General features: G+C 39.4%; 18 protein-coding genes. 15 read left to right on the plus strand and 3 right to left on the minus strand.

Going from position 1 to position 16,323, the window contains the following annotated elements:
* Positions 1-96: 96 nt before the first annotated feature.
* From IRB43_RS16185 to IRB43_RS16200, 4 genes are all read left to right on the plus strand, one after another.
* Positions 97-345, plus strand: a complete 249-nt coding sequence (locus IRB43_RS16185; protein WP_203364512.1) for a biotin/lipoyl attachment domain-containing protein — start codon at positions 97-99, stop codon at positions 343-345.
* A 137-nt stretch (positions 346-482) separates the two neighbouring features.
* Positions 483-2,603 carry a sigma 54-interacting transcriptional regulator gene (locus tag IRB43_RS16190; protein WP_203364513.1) on the plus strand — a complete coding sequence of 707 codons (2,121 nt, stop codon included), beginning with the start codon at positions 483-485 and terminating at the stop codon, positions 2,601-2,603.
* Between the two features lie 301 nt (positions 2,604-2,904).
* The gene (locus tag IRB43_RS16195; protein ID WP_238942065.1) at positions 2,905-4,419 is read left to right on the plus strand and encodes an aldehyde dehydrogenase family protein; all 1,515 of its coding nucleotides are present in this window, start codon (positions 2,905-2,907) and stop codon (positions 4,417-4,419) included.
* A 30-nt stretch (positions 4,420-4,449) separates the two neighbouring features.
* Positions 4,450-5,817 (plus strand): putrescine aminotransferase, encoded by a 1,368-nt coding sequence (locus IRB43_RS16200; RefSeq protein WP_203364514.1) that lies wholly within the window; start codon positions 4,450-4,452, stop codon positions 5,815-5,817.
* 170 nt (positions 5,818-5,987) lie between these two features.
* Here IRB43_RS16200 and IRB43_RS16205 read toward each other — a convergent pair whose 3' ends face one another.
* The 3 genes from IRB43_RS16205 to IRB43_RS16215 all read right to left on the minus strand — a co-directional run bounded on the left by IRB43_RS16205 (position 5,988) and on the right by IRB43_RS16215 (position 7,298).
* On the minus strand, positions 5,988-6,302 hold the full coding sequence (locus tag IRB43_RS16205; protein ID WP_203364515.1) for a DMT family transporter: 315 nt from the start codon (positions 6,300-6,302) through the stop codon (positions 5,988-5,990).
* Complete coding sequence (locus tag IRB43_RS16210) at positions 6,299-6,637, minus strand: DMT family transporter (RefSeq protein WP_203364516.1); 339 nt, start codon at positions 6,635-6,637, stop codon at positions 6,299-6,301. The genes IRB43_RS16205 and IRB43_RS16210 overlap by 4 nt, the downstream gene beginning before the upstream one ends.
* 85 nt (positions 6,638-6,722) lie before the next feature.
* On the minus strand, positions 6,723-7,298 hold the full coding sequence (locus IRB43_RS16215) for a TetR/AcrR family transcriptional regulator (RefSeq protein WP_203364517.1): 576 nt from the start codon (positions 7,296-7,298) through the stop codon (positions 6,723-6,725).
* A gap of 224 nt (positions 7,299-7,522) precedes the next feature.
* On the opposite strand from IRB43_RS16215, the gene IRB43_RS16220 reads away from it, so the two are divergent.
* The 11 genes from IRB43_RS16220 to IRB43_RS16270 all read left to right on the plus strand — a co-directional run bounded on the left by IRB43_RS16220 (position 7,523) and on the right by IRB43_RS16270 (position 16,088).
* Positions 7,523-8,065, plus strand: coding sequence for a helix-turn-helix domain-containing protein (locus IRB43_RS16220; protein WP_203364518.1), 543 nt, complete (start codon positions 7,523-7,525; stop codon positions 8,063-8,065).
* Between the two features lie 18 nt (positions 8,066-8,083).
* On the plus strand, positions 8,084-9,190 hold the full coding sequence (locus tag IRB43_RS16225; protein ID WP_203364519.1) for an ABC transporter ATP-binding protein: 1,107 nt from the start codon (positions 8,084-8,086) through the stop codon (positions 9,188-9,190).
* Positions 9,180-9,983 (plus strand): ABC transporter permease, encoded by an 804-nt coding sequence (locus IRB43_RS16230; RefSeq protein ID WP_203364520.1) that lies wholly within the window; start codon positions 9,180-9,182, stop codon positions 9,981-9,983. The genes IRB43_RS16225 and IRB43_RS16230 overlap by 11 nt, the downstream gene beginning before the upstream one ends.
* A 1-nt stretch (position 9,984) precedes the next feature.
* Positions 9,985-10,788, plus strand: coding sequence for an ABC transporter permease (locus tag IRB43_RS16235; RefSeq protein WP_203364521.1), 804 nt, complete (start codon positions 9,985-9,987; stop codon positions 10,786-10,788).
* A complete protein-coding gene (locus IRB43_RS16240) occupies positions 10,785-11,858 on the plus strand; it encodes an ABC transporter substrate-binding protein (RefSeq protein ID WP_203364522.1) in 1,074 nt (357 codons plus the stop codon). Before IRB43_RS16235 ends, IRB43_RS16240 begins: the two co-directional genes overlap by 4 nt.
* Positions 11,859-12,085: 227 nt before the next feature.
* On the plus strand, positions 12,086-12,280 hold the full coding sequence (locus tag IRB43_RS16245; RefSeq protein WP_203364523.1) for a lmo0954 family membrane protein: 195 nt from the start codon (positions 12,086-12,088) through the stop codon (positions 12,278-12,280).
* A 272-nt stretch (positions 12,281-12,552) separates the two neighbouring features.
* A complete protein-coding gene (locus IRB43_RS16250; RefSeq protein WP_203364524.1) occupies positions 12,553-12,897 on the plus strand; it encodes a lmo0954 family membrane protein in 345 nt (114 codons plus the stop codon).
* A gap of 24 nt (positions 12,898-12,921) precedes the next feature.
* Complete coding sequence (locus tag IRB43_RS16255) at positions 12,922-13,569, plus strand: PspA/IM30 family protein (protein ID WP_203364525.1); 648 nt, start codon at positions 12,922-12,924, stop codon at positions 13,567-13,569.
* Between the two features lie 104 nt (positions 13,570-13,673).
* The gene (liaF, locus tag IRB43_RS16260) at positions 13,674-14,417 is read left to right on the plus strand and encodes a cell wall-active antibiotics response protein LiaF (protein ID WP_203364526.1); all 744 of its coding nucleotides are present in this window, start codon (positions 13,674-13,676) and stop codon (positions 14,415-14,417) included.
* Positions 14,414-15,463: a sensor histidine kinase gene (locus IRB43_RS16265; RefSeq protein ID WP_203364527.1), complete on the plus strand. Its 1,050-nt coding sequence runs from the start codon at positions 14,414-14,416 to the stop codon at positions 15,461-15,463. The genes liaF and IRB43_RS16265 overlap by 4 nt, the downstream gene beginning before the upstream one ends.
* Positions 15,456-16,088, plus strand: a complete 633-nt coding sequence (locus IRB43_RS16270) for a response regulator transcription factor (RefSeq protein ID WP_203364528.1) — start codon at positions 15,456-15,458, stop codon at positions 16,086-16,088. The genes IRB43_RS16265 and IRB43_RS16270 overlap by 8 nt, the downstream gene beginning before the upstream one ends.
* Positions 16,089-16,323 lie beyond the last annotated feature (235 nt).

Here is a 16,323-nt window from a genome sequence, read left to right on the forward strand (position 1 = left end):
TAGCAAGAAGGCTGAAGGTAAAGCGGAAAGTTTGGCGGCAAAGTGTGAGGCCTTGGGCGGGATAGGGTCATTTATATAAGAAGGAGCTGAGTACAAATGTTTGAGGAGATGATTACATATCCTTATCAAGGTGTTGTTCAGGAAGTTTTGATCAGCAAGGACGCAAGAATCTATGAATGGGAACCGCTATTTTTAATTAAAGACGAAACTGGTGAACTGGTTCCTGTAAAAATGGGCGTAAGCGGTGAAATTCAATCATTAGAAGTTGAAAAAGGAGATACAGTCATCCCTGGAATGGTACTCGCTTTCGTAAGAGAAGAACTTGTTATTAGCGCATGCGATTAAATTAAATCTTTTAAAAAAGAAGATGGAGAGCCATCTTCTTTTTTTAGGGTAATTATTTATATATTCGAAACAATTAATATTATGATAAAATTTTGTTAAAATAATAAGTGGGGAAAACAGGGAAGGGAGGAAGGTACATGTTTAATATTAATGAAGAAAAGGTAAAACCGCTGATCACTCTTGCTATGGAAGATCAAACAAAGGACAATGACATTGATATTAGCAAAATAAAAGAGCCCTATGTATTTATTACGAAACAAAATGAATTAATCAGCTATCTCCATTTAAAAAGCAATCGCTTAGCTGATAAAGGCCAAGTTAAATTTCAGACGTTAATGACTGAGGCTGTTTCCATCGATAAAGTATACCAAGTGAATCAAACGATTTCCTTACCGGTTATTTTCCAAGTGATCGGTGAGCCATTAACGATTATTCTTAATGAACAGGGGAAACCGATCGGGTATTTAAAACGAGAAGAATTATTAGCAGAATTGTTTAAACAAGAAGACCAGAGTGTGAATTTAATTCAAACTTTGCTCACATCTATTCCAATGGGGATGTTTGTTGTTGATCGAGAGAAGATTATTATTAATTGTAATGATGCTGGGTTGAAAATGATCAAGTCTACTGCCGAAAAAGTAATGAATCAACCAGCTCAATCGATTTTTCATTCGGCGCATATTGAAAGCGTATTCGCTACAGGAAAAACGATTTTAAATCAAGTGCAGTTAACAGATGAAATGGGCGTACTGCTAGATTATTGCCCTATCTTGAATCAAGATCAAGAGATCGAAGGAATGCTGATCGTCGTTCAAGATATCCCTAAAATTGAAGAAATGGCGATGGAAATAGAAGATATTAAAAATTTAAACACGGATTTAAACGCCATTTTATCAACCATTTACGATGAAATATTAGTAGTAAATCACAAAGGGGAACTGATTCGCTACAGTGAAAATGTCGTTCCTGATTTTTGGGATACGGATTTAAAAGAATTGCTTGGGAAGAATATTTCACAGCTAGAAGAACAGGGATTATTTAGCCCATCTGTTACGCGACTAGTGCTTGAGCGCAAGAAAAAAGTGTCGATTGTTCAAGAAACGAAAAATGGAAGAAAGGTGTTGGCGGTAGGGAATCCAGTCTTTAATGAAGAAGGAGAAATTGATCGGATTATCGTCGCCTCAAGGGACATTACGGAAACAACGAGATTAAAAAGCGAATTGAAGGAAATAAAGAAAATCTCTGAACAATATAAAAAAGAGTTAGATAGTTTTAAGAATCAAGATCGCACAATGAAAAAGCTGATGTATCGCAGTCCAAAAATGGAAAAGATCGTTACACAAGTCAAGAAAATTGCGGAGTTCTCTTCGACCGTCTTGATTACTGGAGAATCAGGTTCGGGTAAAGAAGTGATTGCTCAGGCGATTCATCAGCTTGGAAGAAGATCGCATAAGCCATTTTTGAAATTGAACTGTGGAGCTATTCCAGAGAATTTGCTAGAAAGCGAGCTTTTCGGCTACGCGAAAGGGGCTTTCACAGGGGCGGATAAAGAAGGAAAAGACGGCTATTTTAAAATGGCAAATGAAGGCGTATTATTTCTTGATGAGATTGGTGAGATGCCCTTGCATTTGCAAGTGAAATTATTGAGGGTGCTTCAAGAGCAGGAGGTTATTCCTGTCGGAAGCACAGTTGCTGAAAAAGTAGACGTTCAAATTATTGCGGCAACCAATAAAAAGCTGGAAAAAATGGTGGAGCAAGGGACCTTTAGGGAAGATTTATTTTATCGGCTGAATGTCATCCCTGTGCATATCCCTCCGTTAAGGGAGCGGACTGAGGACATTTCAGTATTGGCTTTTCATTTTCTGCAACAATTAAATGATAAATATAACAAACACTTCCACTTAACACCTGATGCGGTGAATGTGTTAGAGTTTTATTCTTGGCCGGGGAATGTGCGTGAATTACAAAATATTATTGAAAGACTAGTCGTTTCCGCCGACGAATCCGCCATTGATGCTGAGTTTGTGAGCCAATTTCTCTCTTTAGGCTATGACTTTAAGAAATCAAAGCCAATCATCACAAGAGTGATTCCTTTACAGGAAGCTTTAGATGATGTAGAAGAACAATTGATTACATTGGCGATGAAACAATATAAAACAACAACTAAGGCCGCAAAAGCTCTCGGAGTCAGCCAATCATCGGTGAGTCGCAAGTATCAAAAAATTATGGAGAAAAAAAATAACCTCCACGTTAACTAGTATAGCAACATCATAGGCTGAAGAAAAATTTAAACTGTAATGATCTGCACATCCCATTGTTAGACATAACTAACAATGGGATGTGCGTTTTTTTGTGACGATATACTGATGTAGCTTTATGCATAAAAACATACATTATTCATTTTTGAATAAAATGAGCCATGTTTATTTATCTAGGTCAGCTATGAAAAGTGAATAAATCTCTTAGCTATCACGTTTTTATAAAAAAAAACCAAATTTAGAAAATTGGCACGATATTTGCAATATATAAGACAAGAAAACAAACAAAGGGGATGAGTATATGTTAGAGACACAAAAAGCAGGAATTACTAAAGGAGAAAAAACTCTTCAATTAAAAATGTATATTAATGGTGAGTGGAAAGATGGAAGCGATAACAAAACGCGCGAAGTAATCAATCCAGCGACTGGTGAAGTGATAGCTTACGCAGCGGAAGGAACTGTAGAAGATGCTAGACAAGCAATTGCTGTTGCTAAGGCAGCTTTTGAAAGCGGTATCTGGTCAGATCTTCCAACTGTAGAGCGCGCTGCTTATTTATACAAAATTGCAGATAAAATTGATGAAAAAGCGGAAGAACTAGCTCAACTTGAAACGATGAATAACGGGAAACCTCTACGTGAAGCTGGATTTGATATGGCTGATGCAGCAGCGTGCTTTAGATATTATGCGGGTATGATTACACAGCCTGATGGTCAAACATATCATGTAGCTGATCCCATGCAAGCGATGGTTGTTAGAGAACCTGTTGGTGTTTGCGGATTAATCGTTCCTTGGAATTTCCCTCTTTTAATGAGTGTATGGAAAATCGCTCCGGCTCTTGCGGCGGGTAACACGGTGGTCTTTAAACCATCTGAAGTAACACCAGTCACACCAACGAAATTAATGGAAATTATCGAAGAAGCAGGAGTGCCAAAAGGTGTTATGAATATGGTTCATGGGGCAGGACCTGTCGTAGGTAATGAAATTGCGGCTCATAAAGACGTGGATATGGTGTCATTTACTGGGGGAACGAAAACAGGTAAGCATATTATGAAAACAGCAGCAGATACAATGAAGAAAATTTCATTGGAGCTTGGCGGGAAATCACCAAATATTATTTTTGCTGATGCGGACTTTGAAGTAGCGGTAGACTATGCGCTATTTGGCATTTATTGCGGTGCTGGTCAAGTATGTTCAGCAGGTTCGAGAATTTTAGTAGAAGACAGTATTTATGATCAGTTTGTTGAACGTTTTGTTGAACGAGCGAAGCAAATTAAAGTGGGACCGGGGTTAGATGAAGAAACAGAAATGGGTCCATTAGTCAGCAAACAACATATGGAAAAAGTATTAGGTTATATCGAGATCGGCAAAGAAGAAGGCGCTCGCTTAGTTTGCGGTGGAGAGCGTTTAACTGAAAATGGAATGGAGAATGGTTACTTTGTCGCTCCAACTGTTTTCGTGGATACAACACAAGATATGAGAATTGTTCAGGAAGAAATTTTTGGTCCAGTCGTAGCGATTCAAAAATTTAGCAGTGAAGAAGAGGCTATCCGTCTAGCAAATGGCACGGATTATGGTTTAGCTGGAGCGGTCTTTACGATCGATGGAGCGAAAGCAATGCGCGTCATTAAAAAGTTGCGTGCAGGAATTACATGGATCAACTCTTACCATCCAACATATAACGAAGCGCCATGGGGCGGATATAAACAAAGCGGCATTGGCCGAAGCTTAGGAACGTTCGGTCTAGAAGAATTCCAAGAAATTAAACAAATCAATATCAATATGCAAGTAGAAGAAACAGGCTGGTTTAAAAACTAATAACTTTAAAAAATAGGAGTGGACAAATCAATGACAACTGAACTGAAAAATAATGTAAATAACGAGCAACAAGTTTCTGAGTATATTGAACAAGTTTTATCCTTAATTGAAAAAGAAGAGGTTACACAAGAAGAAGCACAGTGGGTGACAAAAGAAACAGTCGATGGTTTCCGTGAGCACGTCAATCCAGGCTTCCTGGCTTATCGTAAAACAGTTACAGAAGGCGGTCAATTTGCGGCAGTAGAATGGTCTGATGGTGGATCTTGCTTTACAGATATTAATGGAAAAACATATATTGATTGTTTAGGCGGATTCGGTATTTATAACGTCGGACACCGTAACCCGAAAGTGGTAAAAGCGGTCACAGATCAGCTAAACCGTCAAGCTCTTCATAGCCAAGACTTACTAGATCCATTGCGCGCAATGTTAGCCAAAATTTTAGCTGACATTACACCAGGAGATCTAAAATATGCGTTCTTTACAAACAGTGGAACAGAAAGTGTGGAAGCGGCGTTAAAGATTGCCAAAATGTCGACGGACCGTACAACATTCATTGCAACAACTAAAGCTTTCCATGGAAAAAGCTTAGGTTCATTATCGGGAACGGCTAAAGGAGTATTCCGTAAGCCATTTCTACCATTGATCCCTGGCTTCCGTCATGTAGCATTTGGTGATATCGACATGATGAGAAAAACATTTGAAGCTTGTGCGTTTGTTGGTGAAGATGTAGCAGGAGTTATTTTAGAGCCAATTCAAGGCGAAGGCGGAATCATCATTCCTCCAGCTAACTACTTGAAAGAAGTAAGAGAGCTTTGCGATGAGTACGGTGCTGTATTAATTTTTGATGAAGTACAAACAGGTATGGGACGTACAGGAAAAATGTTCGCAGCGGATCTATTCGAGGTAGAACCGGATATCCTTTGTCTAGCGAAAGCATTCGGTGGCGGAGTTATGCCAGCTGGTGCCGTTGTAGCGAATGAAAAAGTATTTCAACACCTATTCGACAATCCGTTCATGCACACAACAACTTTCGGTGGTAACCCGCTAGCTTGTGCGGCAGCGATCGCGACAATTGGTGTATTACTTGAAGAAAACCTTCCGCAAAGAGCGGCTGAAGTTGGGGAATACTTCTTAAAAGGCTTAAAAGAAGCTGCACAAGGCCACGAAGACAAAGTACTTGAAATCCGCGGCCAAGGCTTAATGATCGGAATTGAATTCCACCACGACGAAATCGGCTACGAAGTATCAAAAGGCATGTTTGATAAAGGCATACTAGTTGCTGGAACACTTGTTAACTCCAAAACAATCCGCATCGAGCCGCCATTGACAATCAGCTACGAAGAAGTGGACAAAGTTGTTCAATCATTTAAAGAAGTACTAGCTACAATTCAAGCATAATCGATCAAAATCGACCACTGGCTTTAGCGGGTGGTCGATTTTTCCTGTTTATCGGAGGGAATGGAGCGATCAGTCAAAAGTTGTTTAAAATTAGTCGCTCGCTTCCCGGAAATTATTTTCACATAACAAAGAAAGCCCTCTTGTTACGCATAATAAGAGGGCTTTCCTGATTAAACTGTAAATCGCAATCCAGCGACGCCTAGCAAAATAAATATTAATGAGAATACTTGCAGTTTGTTTAATTTTTCTTTAAACCAGAATAGACTGACGAGAGTAATTCCGATCGTGCCGACCGCTGTCCATACAGCATAGGCGATACCTGCTGGCAATTCGAGCATGGCTTTGGATAAACAGAAGAAAGAGAAGAAAAATCCAACAACCATCACAATAATCGGCCATTTTCTCTTTCTGCCATCAACGTATTTCATGGCAATGGTCGCGATTACTTCTTCAATTCCGGATAATATTAACAAAGCCCAACTCATGCCGATTCTCCTCCTGTCTGTTTATTATTTGTCCCAGTCCCCAACTTCATTCCGATCACGCCTAGCAGCAGCATCGCTAAAAAAATTAGTTGAGCAATGGAGAAAGGTTCTCCTAAATAAATCCCCATCAAGTAGGTGCCAACCGTTCCAATTCCGACGAAAACGGTATAAGCTGCTGCCAATGGAATCGTTTTGTATGAATGGATTAGCATGATAAAGCTAATGGCGATAAGCGCGCATACAATAATCCAATCAAGTATCGAATCTGCATACTTGAGACCTGAAGCCCAAACAACTTCCAAAATACCTGCAGCAAAAACAATTAACCAATTCAATGTTAACACTCCTATTTTTTAATGAATGACTGTCATTCATATTTGTTACCAAAGAGACAGAGCTGCCTCATTTGCTGCTCTTTCACTAAGTTAATGAACGTTTTAAAAAGGAATACGTTTCTTCTTTAAAAGCATCGAGCTTACTTTCATCTTCTGAAATATAAAATCTTTCAGCGGCACTTTCAATTAAATTAATAATAATTTTCGCTGTCCAATTAATGTTGATTTCTCCAACGATATCTTCAGATGCAACGGCTCTGTCCAAAATAGATTCAAGCCAATGGTAATAAGGCTGGTAAATAGCTTCCCACTTTTCCATGGAATGATCGATCGCTAACCCGGAGTAACAAAGAACAATCACCTCTTTATGTGTCTTCGTTAGCTTAAAGGTTTCATCGATCATAATACGAACAATTTCCCAAAAATCTTCTGCATTTTCCGTTCCAGTTTTAATTTCATGTAAAGTCATTGTTAACAGGTTTTCGGCAATGGCAGGTATTAAGGCTTTTTTGGACGGAAAATATAAATAAAATGTTCCTTGGGCCACGCCCGCCATTTTAACAATATCGGATATTGAGGTTTTATCAAGTCCTTTTTGGGAAATGGTGCTAATAGCGGCTTGAAGAATTTTGTTATACTTGCCGTCTTTTACTGATGACATGATCATTTCCCTCCTTATTTTTTTATGACTGATTGTCATTCATTTTACCACAAGATGCTTTTGTTCGCAAGATAGTCAAATTTTACATAAAAAACATGAAGAAGTGGTTGAAGTTACCTATAAAATCAGTATAATAAGATGCTGTGGGTAAACATTAAGTTATTAAATAGTAAACTTTATTGACTATAAGTTTATTAATTATAAACAGAGCAAGAGGTTATAAAATGGATATTGGGAAAAAAATAAAAAATTTACGCTTAAAGAAGGGGTTAACGCAAGAGGAGCTTGGAGAACGGACGGATTTAAGCAAAGGATATATTTCTCAGCTTGAGCGAGATTTAAGCTCTCCGTCCATCGAAACATTCTTTCACATTCTTGAAGTGCTTGGCTGCTCGCCGAAGGAGTTTTTTGATGAGCAAGCGAGAGAGCAAAAAGTGGTATATACCGAAGATGATCAAACGGACTACTATGACGAAGAAAAGGGATATAACATTCAATGGTTAGTGCCTGAATCGAATGAGAAAGAAATGGAGCCTGTCAAAATCGTTTTAGAAAAGGGTGGAGAATTTAAGAAGTTTGAGCCATCCTTAGCTGAAACATTTGGTTATGTGCTGAAAGGAAGCATCGCTATCCAGTTGGGAAAGAGAACCTATTTTGCCAAAGCCGGTGAGGCGATCTATTTTCATTCCTCGGAAGCCCATCAAATTATTAATGATTTTGATGGACCATCGGAGCTCATTTTAACTGTCACAGAATCTTACTTGTAAACAATAGGGAGGTACATCATGAGTGAAAATGTAATTATTCGCTTTGATCAAGTTACAAAGCAATATGACGATGATACGGTGGTTCTTGATCATGTGAGTTTTGAAATTGAGAGAGGGAAGTTCTATACGCTTCTCGGTCCTTCTGGATGCGGGAAGACGACGATTTTACGCTTGATTGCCGGTTTTACTGAGGCATCACAAGGAGATATTTTCTTTAATGGAGAGCGAATTAATCATGTTCCAGCGAATAAACGCCAAGTGAATACGGTATTTCAAGATTATGCTCTATTTCCTCATTTAAATGTATACGAAAATGTCGCCTTTGGTTTACGAATTAAAAAAATGAATAAAGCTGATATTGATCAAAAAGTAAAAGAAGCGTTGCGTTTTGTGAACTTGAGCGGATACGAAAATCGTGAAATAACGGAAATGTCAGGAGGGCAACGTCAGCGGGTAGCGATTGCACGGGCGATTGTGAATGAACCGGAAGTCATTTTGCTGGATGAACCGTTGTCGGCACTTGACTTAAAACTGCGTACAGAAATGCAATATGAGCTTCGTGATTTACAGCAACGTCTCGGTATTACCTTTATTTTTGTGACGCACGATCAAGAGGAAGCATTAGCAATGTCGGATGAGATTTTTGTTTTAAATGAAGGGAAAATTCAGCAGAGCGGGACGCCGACAGATATTTATGATGAGCCGATTAACCGCTTTGTAGCTGATTTTATCGGAGAGTCTAATATTGTGCCCGGGAAAATGATTCGAGATTTTGAAGTGGAGTTTGCAGGAAAGACATTTGAATGTGTCGATCAGGGATTAAACGCCAATGAACCAGTCGAGATTGTGATTCGACCGGAGGATTTAGAAATTACCACTTGGGAACAAGGGAAGATTCAAGCGAGAGTTGTGTCTCAGTTGTTCCGTGGCGTTCACTATGAAATGCTTTGCTATGATGATGAACAAAATGAATGGTTAGTTCATTCAACGAAGAAAGCAACGGTTGGCGATGCGATTGGTTTGGATTTTGATTCAGAAGCGATTCATGTTATGCGACTTGGAGAAACAGAAGAGGAATTTGATAAACGATTAGAATCTTATGATGAGGTTAGCCATGAGGAATAAGACGCGTAGTTTGTATTTGTTTCCATATATTCTTTGGATTGTCTTGTTTGTTGTTGCTCCAATTCTGCTAGTTGTATACTATTCTTTCTTTGATATTGATGGGAATTTCACTTTTGGAAATTATGAGAAGTTTTTCACTCCGGTTTATTTAAAAATGGTCGCGAGTTCTTTCTGGTATGCCTTTTTAATTACGGCTTTTTGTTTGCTGATTGCTTATCCGGCTGCTTATATCATTACGAAGTCCAAGCATAAGCAATTGCTATTATTACTAATTATTTTACCTTCGTGGATTAATTTGCTGTTGAAGGCTTATGCTTTTATCGGCATCTTTGGTACTTATGGAGCGGCTAATAATTTCTTAGAATTGATCGGAATTGGCACGCAGCAAATTTTGTTTACAGACTTTAGCTTTATCTTTGTGTCTGTTTATATTTTTATTCCGTTTATGATTTTACCGATTTTTAATGCGTTAGATAAGATGAATCCGACGTTAATCGATGCTTCGCGTGATCTGGGGGCTTCCGCTTGGACCACGTTTCGCAAAGTCGTGTTTCCGCTGACGATCGATGGAGTGAAATCAGGAGTGCAGGCTGTCTTTATCCCGGCGCTGTCCTTGTTTATGATCACTCGTTTAATCGCAGGAAACCGTGTGATTACACTTGGAACGGCGATTGAACAGCATTTTCTTGTCACGCAAGACTGGGGAATGGGTTCAGCCATTGCTGTATTCTTAATTATTACGATGGTGGTTATCATGCTGATGACTAGCACAAGAAAGCGGGGGACTATGTAGTATGAAAAAAAGTACCGCTTGGTCAAAAGCTTATTTACTGTTTATGTTCGTCGTTCTTTACGCACCGATTTTCTATTTAGTGTTCTACTCGTTTAATAGCGGGGGTACGATGAATGATTTTGAAAGCTTTACATTAGATTGGTACAAGGAATTGTTCCAAGATACACGCTTGTTGATTATTGTGTTAAATACGATTATTATCGCTCTTTTATCGGCCGCTATTTCTACGATTATCGGCGTGCTTGGCGCGATAGCGATCGTATATATGAAAAAGCGAATCGTTCAAAATACATTGCTGTCATTTAATAATGTGTTAATCGTTAGTCCAGATGTGATTATCGGCGCCTCGTTCTTAATTTTATTTACGATGCTTGGCATTAAGCTTGGCTTTATGTCAGTGTTGTTATCGCATATTGCCTTTTCGATTCCAATTGTCGTCATTATGGTGTTGCCAAAGCTGCAAGAGATGAGTACGTCGTTAATTGATGCGGCTCGTGATTTAGGGGCTAGCCAATGGGATGTATTTTCAAAAGTGATACTGCCCTATATTTCACCAGGGGTTTTCGCCGGATTCTTTCTCGCGTTAACGTACTCTTTAGATGATTTTGCTGTGACCTTTTTCGTGACAGGAAATGGCTTTAGTACGTTATCAGTTGAGATTTATTCACTTGCTCGTCAAGGAATTTCATTAAATATTAATGCGTTATCGACATTATTATTCTTGTTTACAGTTATTCTTGTGATTGGTTACTACTTTATTACGAAAAAGAATAACCGGCCAACTGGATGGGGGGCACGAAAATGAATAAATTACTTCGCGGATTAATCGCTGTTTTTGCGCTTGCCTTTCTCTTGATGTATATCGCTTCTCGACTAAATGCCTCTACTGGGCAAACAGTGGGTAATACACTAACCGTGTATAACTGGGGCGATTACATTGACCCAGATTTAATCACGAAATTTGAAAAAGAAACGGGCATTAAAGTCATTTATGAAACGTTCGATTCAAATGAAGCGATGATGACGAAAATTGAACAAGGCGGAACAGCTTACGATATTGCTGTTCCATCCGAATATGCCATCGATAAAATGAAAAAAAATGATTTGCTCATTCCGGTGGATCATAGCCAATTGCCTAATTTGAAAAATATTGATCCGCGCTTTATGGATCTTGCATTTGATGAAGGAAATAAATATTCGATCCCCTATTTTTGGGGAACGGTGGGCATTCTTTATAATCAAGATTTAATGGGTGGAAAGAAAATTACTGCTTGGAATGATTTATGGGATGAAAGCTATAAAAATGATGTATTTTTAGTAGATGGCGCTCGTGAAGTCATCGGTATGGGCTTAAATACATTAGGCTATTCGTTGAATGATACGAATAAAGAACATTTAATAGAAGCAAAGGAAAAGCTGGATGAACTGACACCAAACGTGAAAGCAATTGTTGGCGATGAAATCCAATTACTCATGATAAATAATGAAGCAAAAATTGGTGTCGTTTGGTCTGGTACCGCTGCGGATGTAATGTCTGAAAATGAGAGTTTGGAATATGTTGTACCAGAAGAAGGGTCAAATTTGTGGTTTGATAATATGGTGATTCCGAAAACGTCGAAAAACGTTGAGGCGGCTCATCAATTTATCAACTTTATGCTTGATCCGAAAAACGCTGCACAAAATGCGGATTATGTTGGCTACTCCACACCGAATAAAAAGGCGTTGGAATTTATGCCGGAGGATGTAGTGAATGATCAACGCTTTTATCCTGAGGCAGAATTGACCGAAAGACTTGAAGTATACGAAAATCTTGGTCCCAAAATGTTGGCTTATTACAATGAATTGTTTCTAGAATTTAAAATGCATAGAAAGTAACAGAAGTGTCCCTCATTTGGGGCACTTTTTTTGTGAGGATATGGAGCGGACGACTGCTAGTTTTGTTTTTATTCCTAATTTTTCCTCTTTCCTGTCTGATGTTACTACTAATGCGTGTTCTCGGTCTCAAGTCTGAGGGAAAGTTCCATCTATGGATTGTTATGGTGATGGGTTTATGAGAGTAACGTAATAAATAGATAATGATCAGAAGAGGGGGAGAGGAAATAATGAATACGGCGATGTTGTTTCATATCTTTACAATAGCCTTATTAATGATAATTTCAAGCCTCGGAGCAATCCTTAGTTTAATTGTATCCGCCATTGTCATTTATGTCGCATGGGAACAATTTCAGAAGCCGTCCTCTAATATAGTGAAAATGTTTTGGATTACTATAGCTTTTTGGGGAGCTACAGGGATTTAAAGGGAAATACACAGGGGAATTATTCTAAAAACTTAATAAATCGAGCATTAGTTATTCCTCTATCTTGATAGGGGGTTTTTTATTTGTATGAAAGGAATTCGTGTAAGGTGCTCCTATCCCGTGTGGATCATTCCAGTCTATACGCCACTAAACAAGCTCTTTTGTTTTTCTCAGTCTCAGGTCCGAGTGAAAGTTCCATCCCAGGCTCGTTATGAAATAAAGAAATCAACGGTAAGATATAAACAAGATAACGAAAGGAGAGAGGATAGAAAATGAAAAAGGTGATGCTGTTTTGTATAGGTGGACTAGCTGCCATCATCGCTGCGGCCAGTTTAGGTCCTGTCATTGCTCTAGTGATCTGTGCAGGAATTATGTATGTGGCATGGACGCAGTTTCAAAAGTCTCCATCAAAAATGACGAAAGCATTTTGGGGCATGGCTGGACTCATCGCATTTTTTGTGGCAGTAGGGAATGTTCCTGCACTTCTAGGAGTTGGAGCACTAGTTGTGCTGTACATGGTCTATAAAAAGTGGAATGAAGAGGAGTTAGTAGAAGTAGAGAAAGAGACTGATCCATTTGTGAACTTTGAAAGAGAATGGAAGCAATTAATGAAATAAATGAATAGTTAAGGAGAGAGTAAAATGGAAAATATTTTTAAAAGAATGATCAGAACAGTGGAAGCCGGATTGTTTGAGTATGTGGAGGAAAAGGAAAAAAAGAATCCAATTGCGATGTTAAATCAATACTTACGCGAGGCGAAGAAAGAAACAGAGAAGGCTGTCAAACTGTTAGAACGCCAGCAATTATTAAAACAGGAATTTGAGCGTGAATTGCGAGAAGCGCGTCGTTTGGAAGAAAAGCGTAATAGACAAGCTGCTGTAGCGGCCGAAGCAGGGGAAACGGAACTGGCGGCATTTGCTAGACGAGAAGCTGATGTATATAAAGAACGTGCAGAACGCCTGCAAGAGTCGATTGATATTGTGAATGAACAGCTGATTACGCTTGAAAGTAAGGCGGAAGAGATGAAGCATAAATTGAAAGATATGAATGTTCGTCGTCTAGAATTAATGGGGCGTGAAAACGTGGCACGAGCACAATATAGCATGAACAAACTAATTGATGATACGAACGAAGCATCTCGTCCATTTGGTCGTTTCGAAGAGTTAGAGATTTACATTGATAATTTAGAGAATAAAGTGAATCGCCGTTATGAAACATCCTTAATGGATGCTCGCTTAGCTGATCTTGAACGTCAAGCAAGACAAACAGAAAAGAGCGCACAGTCATAATAAAATGTGCTATGATTGAAAATTGAAGAAGATGAAACAAACCCGCATAGACGGGTTTGTTTCATTCTTAAAATAACTCGTGTTTCGAGGAAGGGGGAAGAGCGATGTCACCACTTAAGCGTACAGATTTGCTCACTATATTTCTACTTACTGGTTTATTGATTTTTTTTATTGAGGCAACGTTTTTTCAAACGGATTTTGTTTTTCCTCTCTTCTTCGGAATGGCGATGATGTATTTTGGTCGGAAGTGGAAAAGAAATTGGTTTGGGCGCCTGCTGTTTTGGTTCGGGGGCTTTATGATTGTCGTGTTAATTTTAAGCATGAATAGTTTGCGAATGCTTGTGATTGCTGGCGTTGTTTATTTGCTATATCGCGTCATTCAATCAAAAAAACAGCCGACTGGATTTTCGTTGACGCCGGAAAAGATCCCTATGGTCGAAATTGAATCTGGTCAGTCTATTCAGCATCCCTTTATGAAAAACCGTTTATTTTCTGTTCAATCTACACCTGATCAGCCTTACGAATGGAAAGATATCCATATTCAAGGAGGGCTTGGCGACATTACGGTGAATTTGAGCAATACGGTTTTACCGAAAGGGCCAGCTGTTATTTCGATCCGGCAGGTAATGGGAAAGGTGAAAATTGATATTCCTTATGAAACGCCAGTGCGTATTCGATATACCGCTTTAGCTGGAAATGCCTATATGTTTCAACGCGTTCCAGTTACGATTTGGAATGATACGTTTTACTACGAAGACCACCAACTGGCAGATCAAGAAGGGGGCGATCCTGCCGTTGTCATTTTTGTCTCCACTTTATTGGGAGATCTGGAGGTGAACCGAGTATGAGCGTGTTTGCCAAACAGTTTAGGCAAATGTTTCTTGCCGTCTTGGTCATCACTTCTATTGTGATTTCTGCTTTCATGATTAGTTTTCCTCAGTCAAACTGGGAAGTGTATCTTGAAAAAAAATTATTTGATTTACCATTTATCTTTTTTGTTGCGGCTGCGGCAGTGAGTACCTCTTTTTTCTTCGGGATGTTATATGGTTGGCTACAATGGTCTTCGTTGAAAAGGTTAGAAGAACGACTCGATTGGTTAGTATCAGGAAAGGAAGACTTACCTGAAGAGAAAAAACTAACAGCAGATTTTGCGGCAATTGAACAAAAGTTTCAACAGCTAGAGCAGGCAGTAGCGGAGCAAAAGCAGGCGGCCAGACGCCTCGTTCGAGAGAAAACAGAGAGCCAGGAGAGTCTAATTGAAGAAATGGTTTCTCAAGAAAGACATCGGCTTGCTCGCGAATTGCACGACTCTGTTTCCCAGCAGTTATTTGCTGCTTCAATGATGATGTCCGCTGTGAATGAGAACCGTCAAGCTGATGATGCGATGGAGACAAAGCAATTGGCGATGGTGGAAGAAATGATTCAGCAATCACAGCTAGAGATGAGGGCTTTACTTTTACACTTGCGGCCAGTTCCTTTAGACGGGAAATCGTTAAAAGAAGGGATCGATAGCCTATTGCTCGAATTGTCCCAAAAGGTCCCTCTCTCGATTCATTGGACAACGGAAGAAATCCCAATGGACCGCGGCATGGAAGATCACTTATTTCGAATTATTCAAGAGTCTATCTCCAATACGTTGCGTCATGCAAAAGCAAGCCGCCTGGATGTACTAAATGTATGGCGAGATGGCGTGGTGATTTTAAGGATTAGTGATGACGGAGTAGGTTTCGACGTAGAAACGAACAAAGTCGGTTCTTATGGATTACAAAATATGTACGAACGAGCGATTGAAATAGGCGGAACATTGAAAATTATTTCACTGCCGGCTCAAGGGACAAAACTAGAAGTAAAAGTCCCACTCAAGCGAATAGAGGGGGAAGGAAGAAATGATTAAGGTACTGCTTGTAGATGATCACGAAATGGTACGTATCGGTGTGTCTGCTTATTTAATGGCACAGCCTGATATTGAAGTAGTAGCGGAAGCAGAAGATGGCGAAATAGCAGTAGAGAAGGCTCTTCAATTCAAGCCAGACATTATTTTAATGGATCTTGTCATGCCAAAGTTAGATGGCATTGAAGCAACGAAGCAAATAATGACACAATGGCCAGAAGCAAAAATTATTATTGTGACAAGCTTTTTGGATGATGAAAAAGTATATCCTGCCCTAGAAGCAGGGGCGATCAGCTATCTGTTAAAGACATCGAAAGCGGGCGTCATTGCTGAAGCCATTCGCAAAACGTATGAAGGAGAGCCCGTATTGGAACCTGAAGTGACAGGGAAAATGATGAAGAGGATGCGTCAGGGGCACAAGGTTGCTCTTCATGAAGAATTAACAGAACGGGAGCGAGAAGTACTATTGCTCGTTGCTCAAGGCAAAGCCAATCAAGATATTGCAGATGAACTGTTTATTTCCTTGAAAACAGTAAAAACACATGTCAGCAACATTTTATCAAAGCTAGAAGTTCAAGATCGAACTCAAGCGGTTATTTATGCCTTCCAAAATGGACTTGTTAAATAATTATTGTTCATTCATAGAAAAGGAGCCTATCTTACACGAACGAAGATGGACTCCTTTTTAGTTTACCATTATGTTAATTTGTGAAAAATATACAGATTCTCCTCGATGAACCTCCCCCACCTATTGCTTCGCTCTTGAGGTAGGGGTTTCTTGTCGATCTCCAAGACATCAGAAGCTGGACGATGTCCATAGGCGTATACAACACCCTCGTCTGTCTTGGGGACTGACGCTCCCA

The sequence above is a fragment of the Bacillus sp. REN10 genome, assembly GCF_016820555.1.
In the GTDB taxonomy this organism is placed as follows: domain Bacteria; phylum Bacillota; class Bacilli; order Bacillales; family Domibacillaceae; genus Bacillus_CE.

Coding starts and splice junctions, on each gene's coding strand:
- IRB43_RS16255 (WP_203364525.1), top strand. CDS start 12,922: ATGGAAAATATTTTTAAAAGAATGATCAGAACAGTGGAAGCCGGATTG.
- IRB43_RS16250 (WP_203364524.1), top strand. CDS start 12,553: ATGAAAAAGGTGATGCTGTTTTGTATAGGTGGACTAGCTGCCATCATC.
- IRB43_RS16245 (WP_203364523.1), top strand. CDS start 12,086: ATGAATACGGCGATGTTGTTTCATATCTTTACAATAGCCTTATTAATG.
- IRB43_RS16235 (WP_203364521.1), top strand. CDS start 9,985: ATGAAAAAAAGTACCGCTTGGTCAAAAGCTTATTTACTGTTTATGTTC.
- IRB43_RS16270 (WP_203364528.1), top strand. CDS start 15,456: ATGATTAAGGTACTGCTTGTAGATGATCACGAAATGGTACGTATCGGT.
- IRB43_RS16185 (WP_203364512.1), top strand. CDS start 97: ATGTTTGAGGAGATGATTACATATCCTTATCAAGGTGTTGTTCAGGAA.
- IRB43_RS16265 (WP_203364527.1), top strand. CDS start 14,414: ATGAGCGTGTTTGCCAAACAGTTTAGGCAAATGTTTCTTGCCGTCTTG.
- liaF (WP_203364526.1), top strand. CDS start 13,674: ATGTCACCACTTAAGCGTACAGATTTGCTCACTATATTTCTACTTACT.
- IRB43_RS16200 (WP_203364514.1), top strand. CDS start 4,450: ATGACAACTGAACTGAAAAATAATGTAAATAACGAGCAACAAGTTTCT.
- IRB43_RS16190 (WP_203364513.1), top strand. CDS start 483: ATGTTTAATATTAATGAAGAAAAGGTAAAACCGCTGATCACTCTTGCT.
- IRB43_RS16230 (WP_203364520.1), top strand. CDS start 9,180: ATGAGGAATAAGACGCGTAGTTTGTATTTGTTTCCATATATTCTTTGG.
- IRB43_RS16195 (WP_238942065.1), top strand. CDS start 2,905: ATGTTAGAGACACAAAAAGCAGGAATTACTAAAGGAGAAAAAACTCTT.
- IRB43_RS16240 (WP_203364522.1), top strand. CDS start 10,785: ATGAATAAATTACTTCGCGGATTAATCGCTGTTTTTGCGCTTGCCTTT.
- IRB43_RS16205 (WP_203364515.1), bottom strand. CDS start 6,302: ATGAGTTGGGCTTTGTTAATATTATCCGGAATTGAAGAAGTAATCGCG.
- IRB43_RS16220 (WP_203364518.1), top strand. CDS start 7,523: ATGGATATTGGGAAAAAAATAAAAAATTTACGCTTAAAGAAGGGGTTA.
- IRB43_RS16225 (WP_203364519.1), top strand. CDS start 8,084: ATGAGTGAAAATGTAATTATTCGCTTTGATCAAGTTACAAAGCAATAT.
- IRB43_RS16215 (WP_203364517.1), bottom strand. CDS start 7,298: ATGTCATCAGTAAAAGACGGCAAGTATAACAAAATTCTTCAAGCCGCT.